Consider the following 22,033-nt stretch of genomic DNA (forward strand, 5'->3'; position numbering starts at 1 on the left):
GAAATTCATTACAGGGCCTGCAACCGCGTCAGACCGGCAAGGTAACGGTCTGACCGGCACCGGCAAATATTTTTTCTTCGTGCACAACCACAGTAATATCCGTTTCAGAAATATTATCGACAAAAATGGCTTCTTTGGTCACCCGGATCCTCAAAAGAGCACCTCTGAAACCGATCCTGAAAGAATACGACGTCCACTGGTCCGGAATATAGGGAGCCAGCGACAGGAGCCCGTCTTTCACGCGCTGCCCGGCAAACCCCTTCACTACGCTCATCCAGGTGCCTGCCATAGAAGTTATGTGCAGGCCATCTTCCGTATCATTGTTATAATCGTCAATATCCAGGCGTGCCGTTCTTACGTACATTTCATACGCCTTGTCTTTCAGTCCTATTTTTGCCGCCAGGATCGCATGCACGCAGGGTGACAACGAAGATTCATGGACGGTCATGGGTTCGTAAAACTCAAAATTACGCCTGATCTCATCCACTGTAAAATCATCTTCGAACAGATAAAGCCCCTGCAGAACGTCCGCCTGTTTGATAAAACAGGAACGGAGTATCCTATCCCACGACCACTTCTGGTTGATAGGCCGGTGATCCGCAATGTCATCAACCGTCAGAATTTCTTTATCCAGAAAACCCTGCTGCTGAAGGTATACCCCGCGGGTCCCGTCAAAAGGATAATACATATTTTCAATAATATGCTTCCAGTCGCCCATTTCTCTATTCAGGTCAAAATGGGTAGTCAATATGATTTCGTTGAGACGGGTTCCGTCCGTGATCCAGAGCTTATTGATAATTTCCAGTGTATAACGCAAAGTCCAGCAGGCGATGTAATTGGTATACCAGTTGTTATTGACGTTATTTTCATATTCATTAGGCCCGGTAACACCCAGCATCACATATTTCCCTTTATCGGCCGACCAGGTGATCCGCTGTTTCCAGAACCGTGAGATACCGATCAGTACTTCCAGCCCGAACTCTGAAAGATACGTTTCGTCACCCGTGTATCTGGTATAATCATAGATCGCAAATGCAATGGCACCGTTACGGTGTATCTCTTCAAAAGTGATTTCCCATTCGTTATGACATTCTTCACCATTCATGGTCACCATCGGGTAAAGTGCCGCGCCGTTTGAAAAACCCAATTTTTCAGCATTCTCTATGGCTTTCCCCAAGTGTTTGTACCGATATACCAGCAGGTTCCTCGCCACTTTTTGCTCTGAGGTGGAGAGGTAAAACGGAATACAGTATGCTTCAGTATCCCAATAAGTACTGCCTCCATACTTTTCCCCCGTGAACCCTTTTGGACCTATATTTAGCCTTTCGTCCTCCCCGGTATAGGTCTGCTGTAAATGGAAAATGTTAAAGCGGATGCCCTGTTGCGCGGCAATATCGCCTTCAATGGTGATATCATTTTTTTCCCATTTTTCGGCCCAGGCCTTACGGTGTGCAGCAAACAGTTTTTCAAAACCCGTCTGACAAAGCATTTTAATATATTCCTTACTGGCCGGCAGCAGCCCGTCCGAAGTATAATTGGCCGACGATAAGTTAACGCCGTACTTATAGATCACCAGTTCCTGCCCTTCCCTTACGTCGATCATCACGGTACCGGCAACATATTTTTCACGCTTCACGGGAAGCGACTGATAGTCCGTCTTCAGGTCATTGATCCGGATATCGAATGCCATGCCTGTAGCAACCTTGAACTGTTCTACGCCATAGGGGTTTGCCTTGGTTTCCAGGATGAGATATCCTTCGGAAAAACTTGTTTCTTTTTGGATTTCGTTCCAGAATGTCTCATCATAATTGGAATCCCTGTTACGGATATTCCCGTCGAGGTAAGGAGTTACGGTGATTACATCGTCAAAATCCAGCGGGGTAATGCTGTAACGGATCGCGCCCGACTCGTCGTGGGCCATGCTGCAGAAACGTTTCGAATGAATCTTCACTTTTCTTCCCCCGGGCAGGGTTACGGTTGCAGTTCTTTCCAGATAACCTTCCTTCATGTTCAGCACCCGCCGGAAATCCTCTACGCTTCCCGTATGCAGGTCGAGCACTTCATCGCCAATTTTAATATCAATACCCACCCAGTTACAGGCATTTAGCACTTTGGCAAAATAATTGGGATATCCGTTTTTCCACCAGCCCACGCGCGTTTTATCGGGAAAATATACGCCGGCTACATAGTTCCCCAGGAGTGTTTTGCCCGAAAAGGTCTCTTCAAAATTACCGCGCTGCCCCATTCGGCCATTCCCCAGGCTCATGAGGCTTTCTGTTATTTCGTTATGCCCGGCATGAAATCCGTTTTCAACGATGCACCATTCATCGTGCGTTATATAATTTTTCATTTTGTAGTAGTCAGCTTTGGGTTAACAAAATTTCATTTAAATCAGGCCAAGCTGGCTGCGAAGGTCCGTCAGACTGAAATTCTCAAATCCTGGAATAACAATGTCGGCTACCGTCAACACAGTCCTTTCGCCGATACCCACTGCCAGCATACCGCCAGCCTTAGCTGCCTGAACCCCCGCCACTGCGTCCTCAAACACCACCGTAGCGGCAGGTTCAGCATTCAAATCCCTGGCTCCCAAGAGGAACACTTCGGGATCTGGCTTGCCTTTGGTAATCCGGTTCCCATCGACGATGGTTTCGAAGTAATCCAGCATATCGAGCCCCTGCAGGATCAGCCGTGCATTTTTGCTCGCTGACCCTAACCCTATCCGGATAGCATCCGCTTGTAACTCATCCAGAAAAGCCCTCACGCCAGGCAGTGCATCTTCCGGTTTCATTTGCTGGCACAGTTCCAGATACCTTGCATTTTTGATTGTTGCCCTGGCTATCTTCTCCTCTTCACTCAAAGTAACATGGCCGATCGCCAGAATAATATCCAGGGATTCCATCCGGCTGATCCCCTTAAGAAGTTCATTTTGCTCGGGAGTCAAATCAAAACCAAGGTCCTGCGCCAGCTCACGCCATGCAATGTAATGGTATTTGGCTGTGTCCACGATTACTCCGTCCAAATCAAAAAGGCACGCTTGTATTGCAGGCATATTATTTCAAATTTAATATCTTGCAAAATAGTAAAAGAAGAACAAAAAGCTAGAATCTGGCCCCGGAGGAACCTGTTATATTCACCATGAGCCCTCTAAACAGTAACATATCACCTTGTTTCTCTTTCACTTACATCACTTTTATTACATGACGAAACTCAACTATGTCTGCTTCCAAGAACGACAAGCTAGTTATATATCAGATATTCACCAGACTTTTTGGCAACCGGAATACCACCAACAAGGTATATGGGACGATTGATGAAAACGGTTCGGGAAAATTTAACGACATCACCGACGCTGCACTGACCTCCATCAAGGATTTAGGTGTAACACATCTTTGGTATACGGGCATCCTTGAGCATGCCACCCTGAGCGACTATAGCGCATTTGGTATCACACCCGACCATCCGCTGATCGTGAAAGGTATTGCCGGGTCGCCTTATGCGGTTAAGGATTACTATGATGTTGATCCGGACCTGGCCGAAAATGTCCCCAACCGCATGCAGGAATTTGAAGCACTGGTGAAACGTACTCAAAATCACAATCTCAAGGTAATCATTGACTTCATCCCCAACCACGTTGCCCGCCAGTACCATTCGGATTGCAGGCCGGACGGGATAGATGACTTTGGTGAAAAGGACGATACAGGCATCACTTTTAGCCCCCAGAATAACTTCTATTACATTCCCAATCAAGACTTTATTGTTCCGGAAGGGCATAAACCTCCAGTAACTGTAACCGGCCCCTACCTGGAAAGACCTGCCAAAGCAACCGGTAACGACGTTTTTCAGGCGCAGCCCAGCCAGTATGACTGGTATGAAACAATCAAGCTGAATTATGGCGTGGATTACCTCAGCAACGGAAACCGGTACTTTGACCCGATACCTTCCACCTGGCTGAAAATGTATGATATCCTTGCGTTCTGGGTAAATAAAGGGATCGACGGTTTCAGATGTGATATGGCGGAAATGGTCCCTGTAGAATTTTGGGGCTGGGTAATCAGGAAGATCAAAACCCTCAACCCGGACATAATCTTTATCGCTGAGATTTATAACCCGTATGAATATCACAACTATATTACCAACGGCCTGTTTGATTATTTATATGACAAGGTAGGCCTTTATAATTCTCTGAGAAAACTGGTGGAGGGCTACGGAACCGTGGAAGATATCACACGCATCTGGCAGCAGGAATCGGGTGATATCAGCAGGAACATGCTGCGTTTTCTGGAAAATCATGATGAGCAGCGGATTGCCTCAAGATATTTTGCCGGAGATCCCTGGCTGGTGGTTCCGGCAATAACGCTGAGTGCAACGCTTCATACGGGTCCGTTTATGCTGTACTTCGGCCAGGAGCTGGGGGTTGATCCCAATATTTCGGAAGGGTTTCAGGGAGAGGATGGCCGCACTACTATTTTTGACTACTGGGGGATACCCGAAATGCAGCAATGGATCAACGTTGGCCAATTTGACACGGAAATAATGGACGCTGATAAAAAAGCGCTACGTGATTTCTATCAAAAGCTGAACCGGTTTATAACCGAAAATGAAGCTGTGGCAGATGGAGAATTTTATGATCTTCAGTATGTAAACATCGATGGCCAAAGTCCTAACTACGATAAAACCAGGATATACAGTTATCTTCGGTACACTGGAAATCAAAAACTTTTATTCGTATATAATTTTGACAGGAACCGTTATTTTGAAACCAACGTCCGGATACCGCAGGGTGCCTGGACAGATACCCTTGGCCTGAAAAGTACCAGTTTCTACAAGCTTAAACCAGTTTTTCCGCTGTTCAGCCCGATGCCATCGGTTAAAGCGGACGTCATTACTTCAACGGGAATCCAGTTAACCTTGCCGCCGGTCTCAGCTCAGGTATTCGAAATTATCGGGGAATAACAGCAGGAATATTCAAATTCCTTTTAGGATATTAAAGACATCGGCAGGCTAGCCCGGGTTAAAATGCCTACATTCAATTCTGAAAATAGCTGAAGAGTAGTGAGGGTTAGTTAAAATGGTCCGTAACTAATTATAGAAGTAAGTGATGGAAACATTCCCCATCAGCCTGGTCCAGGAAGTTGCTAAAGTTAATCTCAGCCTATGAAAAGTACCTTTTTACCCAACCGTATTGACTATCCGGGTAAGTTCATAGAACTGGTCAGAAACCGGTGGAAAGAAAAGGAAAACAGCGGACAGCCATTCGAAGAAGTGTTTCAGCAAATATATCTGGACCGGCGTGAGAAGGACCTGATTGCCGAACAGATCCTGTCCGTCCTGTTCTCAACCAAATTTGTTTCCCTGCTTACCGAATCCGAGATAGGTTCCAACAGAGGCTTTTTCTCCGACTTGTCCGAAAGGATGAGTTACAAGTTTTTGCCTCCAATTAACGAGCCCGACGAACTCAGGACCCAGTTTGGGCAGCTTTTTTCTGACAAGAAGGATTACCGCTGGGTGAAAGCCATTCCGGATGAAAACTGGGCAGCGTTCCTGGATACCCTTTTCCCGCATATTCAGGCGCCTATCAGAAATTATATTGAAAAGGAATTGCTCAATGCGATACTGATTCTGGCACAGCGGGCTACCAATCTTGGCATTGAACCAGAAATTGTTTCAAAACTTCCCCGTGTAGATGACCTGGACTCCCCCTTCCTGGGATTAAACCGCGAAGTGATCTTATATGTGGAAAACACGCTGAACAATCCGGATTATTCAGCAAAAGACAAAGACAACGACTACCGGCATATCCTGGTCATGATCAGCCAGTGTAACAGCCAGGTACTGCAGATCTACCGCCACAAAGACCAGTTCGGTATCAGCCTCCAGCTCACCTATCTGATGCGGCAACTGGAACAATACCTGAAAAGGCTTACGCAGCTCCTCGATCTTTTACAAACCAGTGAAAAAAGCAGGCAATGGATCATCATCACGCAGTTGCTAAAGGAGTTTGTTTATGCAGAGAATACAAAATACAGTATCAGAAAGCACGTCAATACCAACCTGCAGCTGCTCACTTTCAAGGTGATTGAGAATACTTCCAAAACCGGCGAGCACTATATCGCAGCAGACAGGAATGACTACTGGAAACTTTTCCGGAAGGCGGTGGGCGGCGGAATCATCGTTGCTTTTTTATGCTGCAATAAAACGCGGCTTTATTTTCAGCATTTCCCAATCTTTTGGGAAGCGTTTTTTTACAGCCTCAATTATTCCCTGGGATTCATGCTAATCCATATTCTTGGATTTACGCTGGCAACAAAACAGCCCGCCATGACCGCATCCACTATTGCAGCCAACCTCAGCAACAACGGAGAAAATCCGAACTGGCTTCAAAAAACTACGCTGTTGCTCATCCGCCTGATCCGTAGCCAGTTCATTTCGCTGGTTGGCAATGCAATCATTGCCTTTCCCGTAGCTTTTGGTTTTGGATGGCTTTATTTTTTCACCTTCGGATACCACATAGCCGATCCCGCCAAAGCGCTACGGCTCATTCGCGAACTGAATATATGGGAGAGCCTTGCCATTCCTCATGCAGCTATTGCAGGGGTATACCTGATGGTGTCGGGACTGATTTCCGGCTATTACGAAAACAAATGGATCTATAACAAATACTCCCTCCGGATCAGAAAACATCCGCGGCTGATCCGTTTACTGGGCCATCAAAAACTGGACAAAACTGCCCGTTATCTGGAGAGCAACATAGGTGGACTTGCCGGCAATTTTTTTCTGGGGTTATTCCTGGGCTCAACCAGTGCAGTCGGCTTCACCATTGGGGTACCTTTGGATATCAGGCACATCACCTTTGCCTCCGGAAATTTCGGAATTGCCGTAGCCAGCCTTCAAAACAATATCACAACTGAATTATGGGTTAATTCAATCATTGGTATCTGCGCCATCGGGATGATGAATGTGCTGGTAAGTTTTGGCCTGAGTATAGTTTTTGCACTAAATTCACGCAGTGTCGGATTCAGAGAGGTGAAGAGCCTGGTTGCCAATTTGTCCTGGCAGTTTTTCAATAATGGTACAGCCTTCTTTTTCCCCGTTGGTGCGAAGGAAGAAGAAGAAACAACCAATACCTGACGTAATCAATACTAAAATAGCAGTTTATAGAAATGACCATTAAATTTGCGAAAAGATTTACAGATATCCGGTAGCGACTGAATCAGACCTGGCACCTTGACTTACATTTAAATTACTAACAAACCGATAATATGCCCTTTCTACTTTATTTTCAGCACACCGGTAGCTCTTATTAACCTGACACTAATCCAGGAGATACCGGCGATCCTATTACACGTTTTCTGACATGCCATTTACCACTTCCGAAATTACAACGTTTATGAAAAAATCTGCAAGGCCGGCATCTTCCGTGATCCGTTTGGCTCTGATCCCGCTATGTTGGCTTCTTTCACTAACGATCCAGGCACAATCCGGCATTCACCGGCTTTTTGAGCAAAAAATGGACTTACCCGAAAGCGGCAGTATTGGTACCCAGATGCTGAGAATGAGTGAAACATTTCTGGGAGTTCCCTATGTTGCGGCTACGCTGGAAGGAAACCCAACGGAAAAACTGGTCTGTAAATTTGATGGACTCGACTGTACCACGCTGGTGGAAAGTTCGGTTGCACTGGCCGTAGCAAAGATGGAAAACCCGACATTTGAAGGCTACAAAAATGAATTGACCAACCTAAGATACCGCAACGGAGACATTGACGGCTACGCTTCACGGCTACATTATTTTCTGGATTGGCTGTACGAGAATGAAAAAAGAGGCCGTATGGAGGATATCACCGCAAAACTTGGCGGTGTACCCTACCGTAAAGAAATCAATTTCATGAGTAACCATGCCAATCTATATCCGGCGCTGGCACCCACCGAAGTTTGGGAAAAAATAAAAGAACAGGAAAACGAGATCAACAAAAGAGAACACAGCTACATCCCGAAAACCGAAATCCAGAAAGCGGAACCCATTATGAAAAACGGTGATATCGTAGCGTTTACATCGTCCATTGCCGGACTGGACGTGAACCACATGGGGGTAATAACCAAGATAGGCAACAGGGCCTATCTGCTTCATGCCTCCCTGGCTGACAAAAAAGTGATCTTATCCAAATTACCACTGGCCGAGTACGTGGCGTCTGTACCCAAACATACCGGGATTATTGTGGCCCGCTTGTCAGAACCAAAAACGCATGAATGATTTTCTGGAATTACTGGATTATAAAAATACACCCTGGCTAACCATCCTGCTGGCTGGCCTGCTAGGTATTTTCATCAGTTTCGCCGTTATTCAATTTATCCGTATCACAGCCAGTAAAAAGGACTGGACAATCATAAAAGCGGTTCGTCAGAACCTGACCAACGTCTTGTATTTCTTTATTCCGCTGGTAATGGTTACGATTGTCACCAATACCTATTCCAGGCAGCATGCAGCCTACGGATGGACCCACGGTATCAGCAAAATCTGCCTGATTGCGGTAAGTACCTGGCTTGCCGTCCGCATCATCATCATTATTGAAAAATTACTGATCGATGATCTGGATTTTGAAACTCCGGATAATAACCAGGCCCGGCGATTATTTACCAAAATCAAGTTTATCAAGCGTATCGTAGTGATCCTGGTCATACTGGTGGGGGTTTCCATATTGCTTCTGAGCTTTGAGAGCGTCCGTCAGTATGGTGTCGGAATACTTACTTCGGCTGGTATTGCGAGTGTGATCATCGGATTTGCCGCGCAAAAATCGTTGTCGAACCTCCTCGCAGGTATCCAGATCGCCTTTACGCAGCCTATCAAAATTGATGACGTCGTGATTGTGGAGGGAGAATGGGGAAGAATTGAGGAAATCAACCTCACGTATGTTGTGGTGAATATATGGGACCTCCGCAGGCTGGTGCTGCCCATTACTTACTTTGTGGATAAGCCCTTCCAGAACTGGACGCGCAATGAAAGCAATTTATTAGGGGTTGCCTTTTTTCATCTCAATTACGATACCCCGGTTCAGAAACTAAGGGACAAGCTGGAAGAAATCCTTCAGAATACGCCGCTCTGGGATGGAAGGTCCTGGGCACTTCAGGTAACCGATACCCAGGAACAATATATGATTGTGAGAGCTCTGATGTCTGCCCGTAGCTCGGCCCAGGCTTTTGACCTTCGCTGCCTTGTCAGGGAACAGCTGATCGAATTTATTGTCAGGGAAATCCCCTCCGCTTTGCCAAGCTACCGGATACAGGGTGTGGATAAACCCATCATCTGAACAAAAAAATTGGTTTCCGGAAGCCGAAAACCAATTTCTCCTTACTACTCACCTAACTCAATTTAATAATTACCATCGTGCTAACTACTCATTAACACCTGACTATTATTACCCCCTCGCACTAACTCATTACTGTTACGCGTTGGCTCTTGCTGGATGCCCGAGTATACTCCGGCATTGCCATTTAACATTCAATATTTTAATTACCCTTCCCATCATTATATTCCGTGTAATGCTTCGGCAAACCTTTGTAAATCAACAAAAAACTTCCTTTTCCAGGCCATGAAAAGGCACAGAAAGATTCAACAACGTCATCCCCGTTACGGATGAACTGTTGCTGATACAAATGACATGGAAAAGGGTTAAAGTGAAATTAACACAGTATTAAAATGCTGTTAAAAAGGGGGGAAGCGTAAAGTAAATGTTGTACCAACGCCTAACCTGGAGTCTACCTCTATGCTGGCACCCTGCATGGTGATGATCCGCTTAGTCAGTGCCAGGCCTATTCCGTAGCCGGACTTGCTCATGGTAGAGGCGCTGCGGTAGAATGTATCAAAAATATAGGGCAATTCGGTATCAGCAATGCCGCTTCCGGTATCTTTGAAATAAATACTGATCAGGTTCTTGTCGATCTCAAGATAAACGTTCACAGACCGGTTATCCGAATACTTGCACGCATTATCCATCAGATTGATAAAGGCAGTACGCAGGAGGCTTTCATCGCCATACCGTTTAAGCTGCTCCTCGTTATCGGGGATCTTGTCGTAATGAATATGAACGTTGTAGCTGGTATTTTTTTGCTGCACAAATGCCTTCGCCTGCCAGAGTACCTCGTCCACACGGATTTTTGAAAACGTTACTTTAAAAGCTTCCTCCTCCGTCCGGGCAAGCTCCAGCAACCTGCTGACCAGCTCGTTCATTTCCTTTACCTCTCCCAAAATCCCTTTCAGAGCCTCCTGATAACTGGATGCAGACCGCTCTTTCATCAGGGTAACTTCCACCTCGCTCATGATCAGGGCAAGGGGCGTTCTTAATTCGTGCGAGGCGTGGGAGACAAAATTCTTCTGGGCCACAAAAGCAATTTCAAGCCGGTGGAGCATGGAATTAAATGTTTCCGCCAGCAATGCGAGTTCGTCCTTTTCTCTCCCCACCAGTACCTTCTGATGCAGGTTACCGGCTGATATCTTATTCACCTGGCTAATGATGTCCGCCACAGGCTTGATGGCATCATTGGCAAACTGCCAGCCCGCAACTCCCACCAGCACCAGTGATAACAGCCAGCCAATTATCAAAATTTCCCGGAGTCTTTCCAACTGGCTAAGACCTGGAAGATCTTTTGCCGTAGCAACAATCACCCAGGGCTTTCGGTGGTCCTGCAGAATATGACGGATGATAATAACCTCCTTTTTCCCGAATTTAGTATGTATTTCTTTTCCCGACCGTACCTCATTCAGTGTTGATAAAGGCAGGGAAAACGCCTCTTTGCTGGTATTAAAAATGATGGAATCGGCTCCATCATAGAGGGTGATCTCTTCGTTGAGAACTACCGTATTATTCTCTTTTTCAATTTTCTGAATTTCCTCCCCGCTGATCCCGTGCCCGGCTTCCACCAGTTGGGCAATGGTTTGCCCGCGCTCATTAAGGAAAGAATAAAACTGCTTTTCTCTGTACTGGTCGTAGAAAAAATAAATAGCCAGGCAGAACAGTGCCATGATGGAACCCACCAGCATGGTAAATAGCAGTGTGAGGCGGGCCTTTATGTTCATTCTTCTTTAAAAATATATCCCATACCTACCACCGTGTGGATCAGCTTATTAGGATAATCCTTATCTACCTTTTTTCGCAGAAAGTTAATATAAACATCAATCACATTGGTACCGGTATCGAAGCGGATATCCCATACCTGCTCTGCGATGTCCACACGGGAAACAACACGGCCACGGTTGCGCATCAGGTATTCCAGCAGTGCAAATTCCTTGGCGGTCAGATCGATACGGTTGCCTCCTCTTCTTGCCACTTTCTCATCCAGATTCAGTTCAAGATCTGCAAGCGCCAGTACCTGGCTCGACTGCTCCCTGTTGCTGTTACGCTGGGATAAAACTTTGATCCTGGCTATTAATTCCCTGAATTCGAACGGCTTGACCAGGTAATCATCTGCGCCGGCTTCAAAACCGTCCAGCTTGTCGTCGATGGTTCCCAGGGCAGTCAGAAACAATATGGGAGTGGTGAGACCGTCGTTCCTGAGATGTTTCGCCAGGTCGTAACCATTGAGTAATGGAAGATTAACATCCAGAATGATGACGTCAAAACGAAAATTAGACGCTATTTTCTTGCCTACCTGGCCATCATAGGCCAGCTCAACTTCCCAGGATTGTTCTTCCAGGCCCCGTTTTAAAAACCCGGCAAGCTTGGGCTCATCCTCTACAACAAGTATTTTCATCTTGGAGTAATTAATGGTTTAGTATCTAAATTTTGTCAGGCCATTGAAAAAGAAGATTCGGAGTCAATCTTTCCAAGAACTCTCAAATGTTGCACAGATTTGGGACTTTTCATAAAAAAAAGCCATCCCGAAAATCGAATGGCCCTGCTGGAAATACTTTATTGTAAAAACCACCCGATCAGTAAAAGTCATTATCCCCGCTAAAATCACCATGATCATCGTATGCGCCGTAGTCATCCTCGTCAGCAGGCATTGATTTTAGTGCTTTTTTGATCAGCCCCACCTGCCCTGCGTGGTAAATATCGTGCTGTATTACACCATGTATCAATGTATAGTAGGAATAATCCCGGCCGGGCACAAAGTCCTCCAGGAACATATCGCTCTCAATTTTTTCAAGTTCCGAGATCAACTCCTCCTGTGAGAGGCTAAGTTCCATCTGGATTGCCTCCCATTCAAACTCATCCACCACAGGAAACTTCTTCCAATCCTTATCCTGTGTTTTAATATCAAACTCCGCATCACCCTGTATTTTCCTGACAGCAAAAATCCGCCAGGTGGTCATATGGTAAACAATTTCTGCGATGGAGTGTGTGTTAGTACTCAGCCTTTTCTCGGCCATTTTGGGGGTTACATCTCTTAACGCTTCCACTACCGAAGGGCCATACCAGGCCTCTTCACTTTCATAGGTGTCGTTGAGTAAATCAATAATTCTGAGAACTTCGTCTTTTGTTTCCATATCTGGTTTTCCGGTACTGGGCGCTAAATTACATCTTTGGTTCAAAGAAAACATTCCGGTGATTCTCCTTATTTACAAGTTATTTCCGTAGCACAACTTTTTAAACGGTAATTACAACCAATTCGACAGACCCGCCGTCCTTACAGCAGAGATATTTTAATAAAATCCATGCGGATCATAGCCCTAAATAAAATGTTCAATTTTTAATTTCGTTAATATTATCAGTATTGACTTCATCTTATGAATATGCTTAGAAAAACCTCATTCGTACTAATTTTAGCAGGAGCCACTTTTTTCTCCTGCTCAAAGGACCCCATCAGTGATTTGTCTACCGAAGAAACACTGGTGTATATTACCAATAAAGACAATCAGGCCGACTACAAACAGTATAAAACATTCAGTGTTGTTGATTCCGTCCTTGTTATAGAAGACAACCGTGTTACCCCCTCTCTGGATAACCTGGACAGAAGCCTGCTGGAAGGGATCATCGACAACATGGAAAAGATGGGATATCAGTACGTCAGCCCCGATAAAAATCCTGATGTGGGTATCACGGCTTCCTGGATTACCAACAATTACCTGAATGTTGTTTCGCAGCCCATCTCATCTTACTGGGGCGGATACTACGGTGGGTATGGGTATGGCTACCCGAGTTATTATTCCTACTATCAGACAAGCGAAAGCTACTGGCTGGTCTCTATGCTGGATTTCAAAAATCCGGATACGGCCAATAAAACTTTCCGGGTAATCTGGGACGCGCAGATCAGGGGCGCAGGCGTTGGGAGTTCACAGTATGTTACCAAAATGGTGGACTCAATCTTTGGCCAGTCGCAGTATTTAAAAATTAACTGATCCTCTCCCAAAGGGATCCTCTTACAAAAGCAATCAGCACAATGAAAAAAATCATAATTGCCGCACTCCTGGGCGTTGTATGTCAGTCGGTTTCTCTTGCACAGGAAAAACCAAAGCTGTACACGCTTCCCTCGCCCTTTGAAAGATACAGCCATTACCTCGCTACCGCCCGGTTCACCGGTGCCGTTCCGCTCGGAAGTTTTTCATCTGGCTACATTGATAAAACCTCGTTCCAGAACTATTCCATTTCCATAGAATGGGTACTCCGTAACGCAGTTTCAGTGGGAGGCGAACTCGGGTCTTCCTATTTCAACCAGAGGGTACCCCGTGCGCTGTATCAAAACGGCGACGAGACCATATCTGCCGTTCAAACCCGTACCTTGTCGCAATACCCGATTCAGGCATTCGTGAATTATCACTTTCTGGGCAAAAACGCTATGATACAACCCTATGTTCAGTTAAGCGGAGGGGCCAGTATTCTGGACTACACGGTGTATTACGGCAGCCTTGCCGACCAGCAGCAAAAAGTCAGGCCCACTTACGGAATTGGTTTAGGATCCAAATTCCTGTTCAAAAAAGACGGCGCCTGGGGTGCGGACGTACGCGTAAAATATTCCGGCACTTCTTTTAAATATGACTATATTGATGGCGGGATTTCATCACTGGATGCTTCCATAGGTATCTTCTACCGCTGGTGGTAGGCCGCATGTTTTACCAGGAACCATTTTAAAGAGCCACAGTTGTCGAAAAAGAACATTTTGTCAAAAACCACAATCATCTGGATAAGCTCCGTCCTCGTTTTGTTAGCGGGAACGGGGTTTTGGTTATGGGGCCGTTTTGGTCCTTCCACACACATTGTATATGCAGAAAAAGCAACGGATCTTCCCATTGCAATTACTATTGATTCTGCCTCCCATTCCTGTGATCTTACAGTAAGGAGGTACAGGCAGATTGGCAAAGAACTGCAGTTTGAACTGGCCGCAAATGCCGGCGGGCTTGCGCCATACGATGTGGAGATTTTCCAGAACGGCAGTTCACAGCAATTTAAAGGTATACCGCATCGATACGGTACCTGGCTTTCGATACCTGAAACTGCTTTGAAATCGGGAGAGGCACAAATAAAAGTGACCAGCCTGGGACTTAGCGGATGTGTCACCAGCGCCTCTTTTCAATATAACGCCGGAAAAAATGACGAAATCCTTGCTCAGGATAAATGGATAAGACAGGGAAGCAAGGATAACTGGTTGGATGTAAGGCCTGTTGTAAAAAATGGCCGGATATTTCTGAAGGACTTTGGAAATTATAACGACGGCCGGACCAAGGTTGTCATGATAGACGGTATAGCGGTTAAAGCGTTGGAAAATGGGATTGAAGTTAAACCTGGATACCTCTATTCGGTAACGGCCCGTTGGATTGACGCCCCTTATAATGACTGGTGGAATAAAATGCGGAACCGCTCAGTTCGTCAGCAAAATATATGGGTTGGCCGACTGTTCAGCGACAAGAACGAGGAAGCTAACGGACTTACCAGGATTGGCATACCTGAATGGTTTTCACCATCGAAAGCCACCAATGTGGAATTTGATACAAAATTCCCCGAATTCCAGCCCATTGAGGGAAAACTGGTGATGCAGTACCGGCTTAACGACTATGTTCCCGATAAAAACTATTTCAATAGAGGAATAAGATACCTGCACAGCGGCGACGAAAATCTACCGGCCATGCGTCAGCACTGGACCGCAACGCCCAATACGTTCAGTGACAGAGATGAAAAATGGTTTGCGTCCCTGTCTCAGCAGGAGGTGGAGGCCCTGCCAGGAATACCCGATTTTGCCGTTTATGCTTTTGACTTCGAGTTCTGGAGCCAGCGGTATCCGCCCGAGGTCTTGCAAAGGCTGATATGGTTCACCAGGAAGCTCAAAAGGGATCATCCCAATACCCTCATTTTTGACTACTGGGGTGGCGGAGCTTACCTGAATCCGCATATTAACACCCTGGGAAGTAAGAAGCCGATGGATTTCGTAAAAGATTATGAAAACCCGTTGCCCAATACCACCAATTTTGACCCGCTGCCCAATGGTGACAGTTTCAGAAACCTGTTTGGCATCACCCCTATTGATGTATATCCCAAAGCCATGTTTGGAAAGGATGAAAACGGGAATACACCTAACAACTTTGTATTACTCTCCGCCATTCACTCTTTGCGGATCAACAAGCTGATCCCCTTCCAGAAAAATAACAAATCCATTTTTTATGCCTGGAACAGGTATATGCCGCTGTACGACGACCCCATTGTTCCATGGCATCTGCGCACCACCAACCCGAAGGGTGAGCTAGTCATGAACCAGCTGGAAATGATGCCCGCAAGCCAGGCATTGTCGATGTCACTATTCTCTCTTATCCTGTTTGACGGATACTATCTGTGGCATGACGGTGGCCGAAGCGGAAATGATCCCAACGGATACTGGATTCCCGAAAAAGGACAGAGCTTTGGATATGACTGGTTTCCTGATGACGGCAAAAGTGACATCAGTGCTCTAAAAAAACAAGTACCCAACGGTCCAACCACTCCCGGCTACTGGGATTTCCCCACCGAATTTTACGCACTAGGTAATTGGATGGCCAAACAGACGGAAGATATCTTAACCGGCGGTACCAATGTGGATCTGGCTTATGAAAAAGATAACGCCTGGGTTACGCCCAGAAAGGAGCAGGTGCTGCTGGCAATGGATGGAAAAGATCCGTTCATAACCGCTGTGGTGAATGAAAAAAAAATAGCTGTACTCGCAGTTGACTCCTTTCAGCAGCCTAATGCCACACGCAAGGTAAAGATTCGCCTGCCGGACCATACCGAAACTTACATCACACTTTACGGCAACTGGCCGTCGCTGTACCGGGGTACCATGCGGTAAAGCCTGGGTATCCCACCTCAGATGTAGATGCGGAATGCCCAGGCGTACGGTCAGGATACTCTGACGTAGCTGCCAAGCCATTTTAAATGGCTTCCATATATGTGCATTATTTCCTTAACAGGCTCGTCTTCGATATGCCCCAGGAATTCAACCAGGAACCAGGTTCTGAAAGCAGACTCTCCGCGCAAAGGACGGCTTTCGATCTTAGTCAGGTTAATGCCCCGGTCGTTAAATTCTTTCAAAAACTCATACAATACGCCTGGCCGGTTGGTATTAGGTAAATTAGCAATGATCGTGGTTTTATCCGCATTGCTTTTTGCATTCAGGATATCTTTGGCAAGAATCAGAAAGCGCGTTTTGTTCTGATCGCTGTCTTCAATATTTTCAAATAAAATAGGAACACCAAAAAGCCGCGCAGAGATTGAGGAGCAAACTGCGGCCGAATCAGGCTCTTCGGATGCCAGCTTGGCCGCTTTAGATGTAGAATCAACCGGAATGATCTCCACCCCCAGGCCATCAAGATATTCACTGAGAAACTTACCGCACTGCCGGAAAGCAATATCCTTAGAATAAATACGCTTAATATGTTTAAGTGAGTCGGCCTGTGATGCAAAAGCGAAGTGGACAGGTAAAAGTAGCTCCGCCACGATCGTCAGATTTTTCTCTCGCAAAAAATCCACAGTTTCTACTACAATCCCTTCCTGATTATTTTCGATGGGTACCACCCCGAATTTTGCCCGGCCGGTTTCCACACTTTCAAATACCGAGTGAATGGTGGGAAGCACGAGGTATTCACTCATGGCACCGAAACGTCCTTCGGCCGCCTGGTGCGTAAAGCTGCCTTCGGGCCCCAGAAAAGATACCCGCTCGGGCAATTCCATATTTCTTGACACGGCAAAGATTTCGAAGAAAATGGCGTCAATAGCCTGCCGCGTTAACAGCCCGGAATTTTTCTTCTCCAGCCTTTCCAAAATCTGCTTCTCCCGCTCGGGGCGGTAAATAATTGAATTGGACGAACGTTTCAGTTCGCCCACCTGATGCACCAGCTCCATACGTTCATTAAGGATGTCCAGGAGCTGGTCATCTAATGCGTCAATCCGGTTTCTTAAATCTTCTAATTTCACAAAAAATATTTATAATGAATAAAATGAAGGGCTACTTACATGACGTTATACCGCCATTGCAAGTTCCTCTATATTCTTTTCTACTTTGAGATTATCAATAATGAACCGCTGCCTTTCAGGTGTATTTTTGCCCATGAAATAGGTCAGCAGCTTTTGAATAGATGTTTCTTTCTGTAGAATAATGGGTTCCAGGTGCATGTCTTCCCCTATGAATTTACCAAACTCCTCCGGAGATATCTCCCCTAATCCTTTAAAACGCGTTATTTCCGGTTTACTACCCAATTTATTTATTGCCGCCTGTTTTTCTTCTTCTGAATAACAGTATATGGTTTCCTTCTTGTTTCTGACGCGGAAAAGCGGAGTTTCCAGGACATAAAGGTGTCCGTTACGAACCACGTCCGGGAAAAACTGTAAAAAGAATGTCATCAGCAACAGCCTGATGTGCATACCATCCACATCCGCATCGGTAGCGATCACGATCCGGTGAAATCTCAGGTTTTCAACACCATTTTCTATGTCAAGCGCATGCTGTAGGAGGTTAAACTCTTCGTTTTCGTAAACGATCTTTTTATTTAGCCCAAAACAATTCAATGGCTTACCCCTCAGGCTGAATACAGCCTGTGTCTGAATGTTCCTCGATTTGGTGATAGAGCCGCTCGCAGAGTCCCCCTCCGTTATGAACAAGGTACTTTCATATCGCAGGTCATTTTTCAAATCGGTCAGATGCAGACGGCAATCCCGCAGTTTTTTGTTGTGCAGATTTGCCTTTTTGGCCCTGTCGTTGGCCAGTTTCTTAATACCCGCAAGTTCCTTCCGCTCACGTTCCGACTGCTCTATCCGTTTCTTAATCGCATCCCGCGTTTCAGGGTGCATGTGCAGATAATTATCGAGCCGCTCCTTTATGAAATCATTCACAAAGGTTCTGACCGTGGGGCTGTTAGGATCCGGAGTAACAGTATTTGAACCTAGTTTTGTTTTAGTCTGCGACTCAAAAACAGGCTCCTGGATCCGTACCGCTATGGCTGCAATGATGGATGAACGAACATCCTCGGGTGCATAATCCTTGCCATAATGCTCTCTCACCGCGCGCACCACAGATTCCCGGAACGCCGCAAGGTGTGTTCCTCCCTGGGTGGTATACTGTCCGTTGACAAACGAATAGTACTCCTCGCCATACTGGTTTCCGTGTGTCATGGCAAACTCAATATCCTCTCCTTTTAAGTGGATGATCGGATACCGGATCGACTCCTCATCTGATTTGCTCTGAAGAAGGTCCAGTAACCCGTTTTGGGAAATATATTTCTGTCCATTGAAATTAATTGTCAGCCCGGCGTTCAGGTAACAGTAATTCCAGATCATATTATTCAAAAACTGAGGTATGTACCTGAAATTCTTGAAAATAGTAGCATCCGGTTCAAAAACAATGTGGGTACCATTCCGTTGGCTGGTCGGATCCTCTCCGGATTCATTCACCAGTACGCCCTGCTGAAATTCAGCATTTTTTGATTTTCCGTCCCTGTATGAGCTTACCTTAAAATAATTGGAAAGTGCATTCACCGCCTTGGTACCGACACCGTTGAGCCCTACCGATTTCTGAAAAGCGCCGGAATCGTATTTCCCTCCGGTATTGATTTTTGAAACACAGTCCACCACCTTTCCTAAAGGGATACCCCGGCCATAATCCCGAACCTCCACCCGGTGCTCTGATATTTTTATTTCGATGGTTTTCCCATTTCCCATCATGTGTTCATCAATGGAATTATCCACTATCTCCTTGACCAATACATAAATTCCATCGTCGATAGAAGCGCCGTCCCCCAGTTTACCGATGTACATCCCAGGCCGCAGACGGATGTGCTCCTTCCAGTCCAGTGACTTTATACTACCCTCATCGTACTGAACGTTAGTCGTGTTCTCCATAATTATAATTCAATCGCGTGTCGTTTTTTTTATTCGGGGATATTTTTTGGCAAGAACTTGACATTAATACATCAAGAGTACTAACTTTGCAATACAAAGTACTTTTTAACCGATTAATAGAAATTCTTTAAAAATAGGAAAAATCTAATTTACTTTGCTCCAAATATGAAAACCAAAACTCCGTTGCCTCCGTCCTGAAAAATCAAAAATAGTAAGTCTATCAATGGTTTTAATGAATTCATAGAATTTCCTGGTACAATAATACTTTATATGAACAGATTTAAGTTGGCAAAAAATTGTAAATATCTTCTACCCTATTTACTTAGCCTTGTTATCACAATACCAGCCTTGTCTCAGGTAGTTGCACCCAGTGCCCCGGCACCGTCTTCCGCAGGAACTTCCACTCAAGGGTCGGCAGGAGCCAATTCAGGAACTCAGCAAGGAAACAATTCTCCGCAAAATGCCAACCTGCAAAGTAATCCCCAGGGCAACAATGCTAAAATATCGGATGCCAAAAATGCAGCCAACGCTGATACCCAGACCCAGGATGGAGGGGATCAGAGCAAGCAGAACCAGAAAACCTCAGCCACACTTTCTCCCGAGGAACAGGCAAAACTCCAACTGAGAAGCAAGATCTACGGGTACTCTATTTTTGCAGACAAAAACTTTAATCCGATACCTGATTTTCAGATTGTTACGCCATTAAATTATGTAGTGGGCCCTGGGGATCAGCTGAATGTATACCTCTATAACTACGCCGAAGCTACTTACGAGCTACTGGTGAACCGCGACGGTTTTATTACCATACCCCGGGTAGGGAATGTTTATGTTGCCGGACGGACAATTGAGGAAGTCAGAAAAATATTGATAGACAAATTCGCCAAATTCACACCCGGACTGCTCGGAACGGGAGGCGAAACCGCAAAAACCAAATTAATGGTGACGCTCGGCGAAACCCGTACCGTGAAAGTGTTTGTCACCGGTGAGGTGATCAATCCGGGCGCCTACGAAATATCATCTATGGCCTCAGCCTTTAATGCTCTTTACCTGGCAGGCGGGCCAAACGAGATCGGATCATTCCGTGATGTGCGGGTAGTACGCGGCGGTAAAACGGTATCTCATCTGGACATCTATGACTTTTTATCTAACGGTAAAATTGACGGAGATATCAGGGTGCAGGACAATGATAACATTATTGTAGGCTACTATCTGAAACGCGTTGAGGTAGCAGGACAGGTGAAACGCCCAGGCCTTTTTGAATTGAAAACGGAGGAAAAATTGGGTGATGCGCTTCAGTATGCCGGTGGCTTTGCCGACAAAGCATACCGTGGCCGTGTCAAAATCCAACGGATCACCTCTAGAGAGCGCAGGATTATTGATATCCCCGAAGAAGAATACAAAACTTTCGAAATGGCTACCGGTGATTCGGTAAGTGTGGAAACAATTCTGGACCGGTTTGACAACATCGTGACCATTGAAGGCGCTGTAATGCGGCCGGGTAACTATGCGCTCGAAAACAGCCCTTCCCTTAAAAAGCTCATCGATAATGCTCAGGGTTTACGGGAGGACGCCTTTGTAGGGCGGATTAATGTCCTGCGTACCCGAACGGACCTCACCATTGAAAACATCTCACTGAATTACTCCGATATACTCAACAACACAGTGCCTGATCTGATGCTCGCAAGACTTGACCAGATCATTGTTCCTTCTAAATTCGAAATGGCGCAGTCGTCGTATATCAGCGTGGAAGGAGAGGTAAATAACCCCAAAGTTGGTGAGAATGAAGGGAAGTTTGCCTACACCGCCAACATGACCCTGGAAGACGCATTATTACTGGCGGGCGGACTGAAAGAATCAGCCTATTCAACGGAAGTGGAAGTAGTAAGGCGCAAACGTAACAGTATCGCCGGAGCTGCAAATGCCCAGATCGCCGAAGTTTTCAAATTTGATGTCAACCGGGATCTCACCCTGAACAGCAAGGAAAGTAACTTTGTACTTTACCCGTTTGATCAGATCATCGTCAGGAAATCACCTAATTACGTGGAGCAGCAGTCTGTTTTTGTAGAAGGTGAAGTACTGGTGAGTGGGCCCTTCAGCATTATAAACAAGAACGACAAGATCAGTGACATCATTAAAAGAGCAGGCGGCCTCACCGAACTGGCTTACCCGGAAGGAGCTACTCTTTTAAGAAGAACAGTTGTAAAAAGCCTGGTAGAACCTACCAACTTCGAGGCTGAAGAAATGACGGAAAAAAGCATTAAAAAAGGAACCATCATCGGCGATCAGGCTAATGTTAAGGAAGAATCAATCGGTATAAAGCTGAAGAGCATACTGCGGAATCCCGGCTCGTTTGAAGACCTGGTGGTTCAGGAAGGAGATATCATCCGAATTCCGAAAAGACTCGAAACCGTACAGGTCAATGGTCAGGTGCTTTATCCAACCACGGTTAAATACGGAAAAGGACTTACTTTCATCGATTACATATCACAATCGGGCGGTTTCACAACCACTTCATTGAGAAAAAGCTCTTATGTTAAATATCCGAACGGTAATATTGACAGAACCCGCAGATTTATGTTCTTCAACGTATATCCCAAGGTAGAACCAGGTTCAGAAATTACGGTACCTACCAGGGCTGCTCCTTCGCTGACCCCGCAGGCGGCGATCCAGACAACCACCTCGGTACTGGGTTCTATCATGTCTCTGATTCTGGCTGTTCTTGCTTTCCGATCTATCAATTAATGACC

At 45.8% G+C, this 22,033-nt stretch carries 15 protein-coding genes; 8 read left to right on the top strand and 7 right to left on the bottom strand.

Going from position 1 to position 22,033, the window contains the following annotated elements; all coding sequences use genetic code 11:
* Nucleotides 1–28: 28 nt before the first annotated feature.
* Together KOE27_RS16010 and pgmB are read right to left on the bottom strand one after the other, a co-directional pair.
* Nucleotides 29–2,350: a glycoside hydrolase family 65 protein gene (locus KOE27_RS16010; protein WP_215239859.1), complete on the bottom strand. Its 2,322-nt coding sequence runs from the start codon at nt 2,348–2,350 to the stop codon at nt 29–31.
* 36 nt (nt 2,351–2,386) lie between these two features.
* Nucleotides 2,387–3,049: a beta-phosphoglucomutase gene (pgmB, locus tag KOE27_RS16015; RefSeq protein WP_215239860.1), complete on the bottom strand. Its 663-nt coding sequence runs from the start codon at nt 3,047–3,049 to the stop codon at nt 2,387–2,389.
* A 164-nt stretch (nt 3,050–3,213) separates the two neighbouring features.
* Between pgmB and KOE27_RS16020 the strand changes: the two genes are divergently transcribed.
* The 4 genes from KOE27_RS16020 to KOE27_RS16035 all read left to right on the top strand — a co-directional run bounded on the left by KOE27_RS16020 (nt 3,214) and on the right by KOE27_RS16035 (nt 9,302).
* The gene (locus tag KOE27_RS16020; protein ID WP_215239861.1) at nt 3,214–4,953 is read left to right on the top strand and encodes an alpha-amylase family protein; all 1,740 of its coding nucleotides are present in this window, start codon (nt 3,214–3,216) and stop codon (nt 4,951–4,953) included.
* Nucleotides 4,954–5,154: 201 nt separating this feature from the next.
* Entirely contained in the window at nt 5,155–7,128 is a 1,974-nt protein-coding gene (locus KOE27_RS16025; protein ID WP_215239862.1) for a site-specific recombinase, read from the top strand.
* 259 nt (nt 7,129–7,387) lie between these two features.
* On the top strand, nt 7,388–8,248 hold the full coding sequence (locus tag KOE27_RS16030; protein WP_215239863.1) for an N-acetylmuramoyl-L-alanine amidase-like domain-containing protein: 861 nt from the start codon (nt 7,388–7,390) through the stop codon (nt 8,246–8,248).
* Complete coding sequence (locus tag KOE27_RS16035; RefSeq protein ID WP_215239864.1) at nt 8,241–9,302, top strand: mechanosensitive ion channel family protein; 1,062 nt, start codon at nt 8,241–8,243, stop codon at nt 9,300–9,302. Before KOE27_RS16030 ends, KOE27_RS16035 begins: the two co-directional genes overlap by 8 nt.
* Before the next feature lie 395 nt (nt 9,303–9,697).
* Here the strand turns inward: KOE27_RS16035 and KOE27_RS16040 are convergent, their stop codons facing one another.
* The 3 genes from KOE27_RS16040 to KOE27_RS16050 all read right to left on the bottom strand — a co-directional run bounded on the left by KOE27_RS16040 (nt 9,698) and on the right by KOE27_RS16050 (nt 12,478).
* Entirely contained in the window at nt 9,698–11,068 is a 1,371-nt protein-coding gene (locus tag KOE27_RS16040; protein ID WP_215239865.1) for a sensor histidine kinase, read from the bottom strand.
* The gene (locus KOE27_RS16045; protein ID WP_215239866.1) at nt 11,065–11,742 is read right to left on the bottom strand and encodes a response regulator; all 678 of its coding nucleotides are present in this window, start codon (nt 11,740–11,742) and stop codon (nt 11,065–11,067) included. Before KOE27_RS16045 ends, KOE27_RS16040 begins: the two co-directional genes overlap by 4 nt.
* 178 nt (nt 11,743–11,920) lie before the next feature.
* Nucleotides 11,921–12,478 carry a DinB family protein gene (locus KOE27_RS16050; protein WP_215239867.1) on the bottom strand — a complete coding sequence of 186 codons (558 nt, stop codon included), beginning with the start codon at nt 12,476–12,478 and terminating at the stop codon, nt 11,921–11,923.
* Nucleotides 12,479–12,724: 246 nt separating this feature from the next.
* Here KOE27_RS16050 and KOE27_RS16055 point away from each other — a divergent pair, with 246 nt between their 5' ends.
* The 3 genes from KOE27_RS16055 to KOE27_RS16065 are packed head-to-tail and all read left to right on the top strand — an operon-like array spanning nt 12,725 to nt 16,242.
* Nucleotides 12,725–13,330 carry a DUF4136 domain-containing protein gene (locus tag KOE27_RS16055; protein WP_215239868.1) on the top strand — a complete coding sequence of 202 codons (606 nt, stop codon included), beginning with the start codon at nt 12,725–12,727 and terminating at the stop codon, nt 13,328–13,330.
* Nucleotides 13,331–13,371: 41 nt separating this feature from the next.
* Nucleotides 13,372–14,031 (top strand): porin family protein, encoded by a 660-nt coding sequence (locus KOE27_RS16060; protein ID WP_215239869.1) that lies wholly within the window; start codon nt 13,372–13,374, stop codon nt 14,029–14,031.
* 57 nt (nt 14,032–14,088) lie between these two features.
* Complete coding sequence (locus tag KOE27_RS16065) at nt 14,089–16,242, top strand: hypothetical protein (protein ID WP_215239870.1); 2,154 nt, start codon at nt 14,089–14,091, stop codon at nt 16,240–16,242.
* A 50-nt stretch (nt 16,243–16,292) separates the two neighbouring features.
* On the opposite strand, the gene pheA is transcribed toward KOE27_RS16065, so the two are convergent.
* Nucleotides 16,293–17,366, bottom strand: a complete 1,074-nt coding sequence (pheA, locus tag KOE27_RS16070; protein WP_215239871.1) for a prephenate dehydratase — start codon at nt 17,364–17,366, stop codon at nt 16,293–16,295.
* A 45-nt stretch (nt 17,367–17,411) separates the two neighbouring features.
* Nucleotides 17,412–19,286: a DNA topoisomerase IV subunit B gene (locus KOE27_RS16075; RefSeq protein ID WP_215239872.1), complete on the bottom strand. Its 1,875-nt coding sequence runs from the start codon at nt 19,284–19,286 to the stop codon at nt 17,412–17,414.
* A 348-nt stretch (nt 19,287–19,634) separates the two neighbouring features.
* Here KOE27_RS16075 and KOE27_RS16080 point away from each other — a divergent pair, with 348 nt between their 5' ends.
* Nucleotides 19,635–22,028, top strand: a complete 2,394-nt coding sequence (locus KOE27_RS16080; protein ID WP_229252790.1) for a polysaccharide biosynthesis/export family protein — start codon at nt 19,635–19,637, stop codon at nt 22,026–22,028.
* Nucleotides 22,029–22,033: the final 5 nt, after the last annotated feature.

The organism is Dyadobacter sp. CECT 9275, from assembly GCF_907164905.1.
Classification (GTDB): Bacteria; Bacteroidota; Bacteroidia; order Cytophagales; family Spirosomataceae; genus Dyadobacter; species Dyadobacter helix.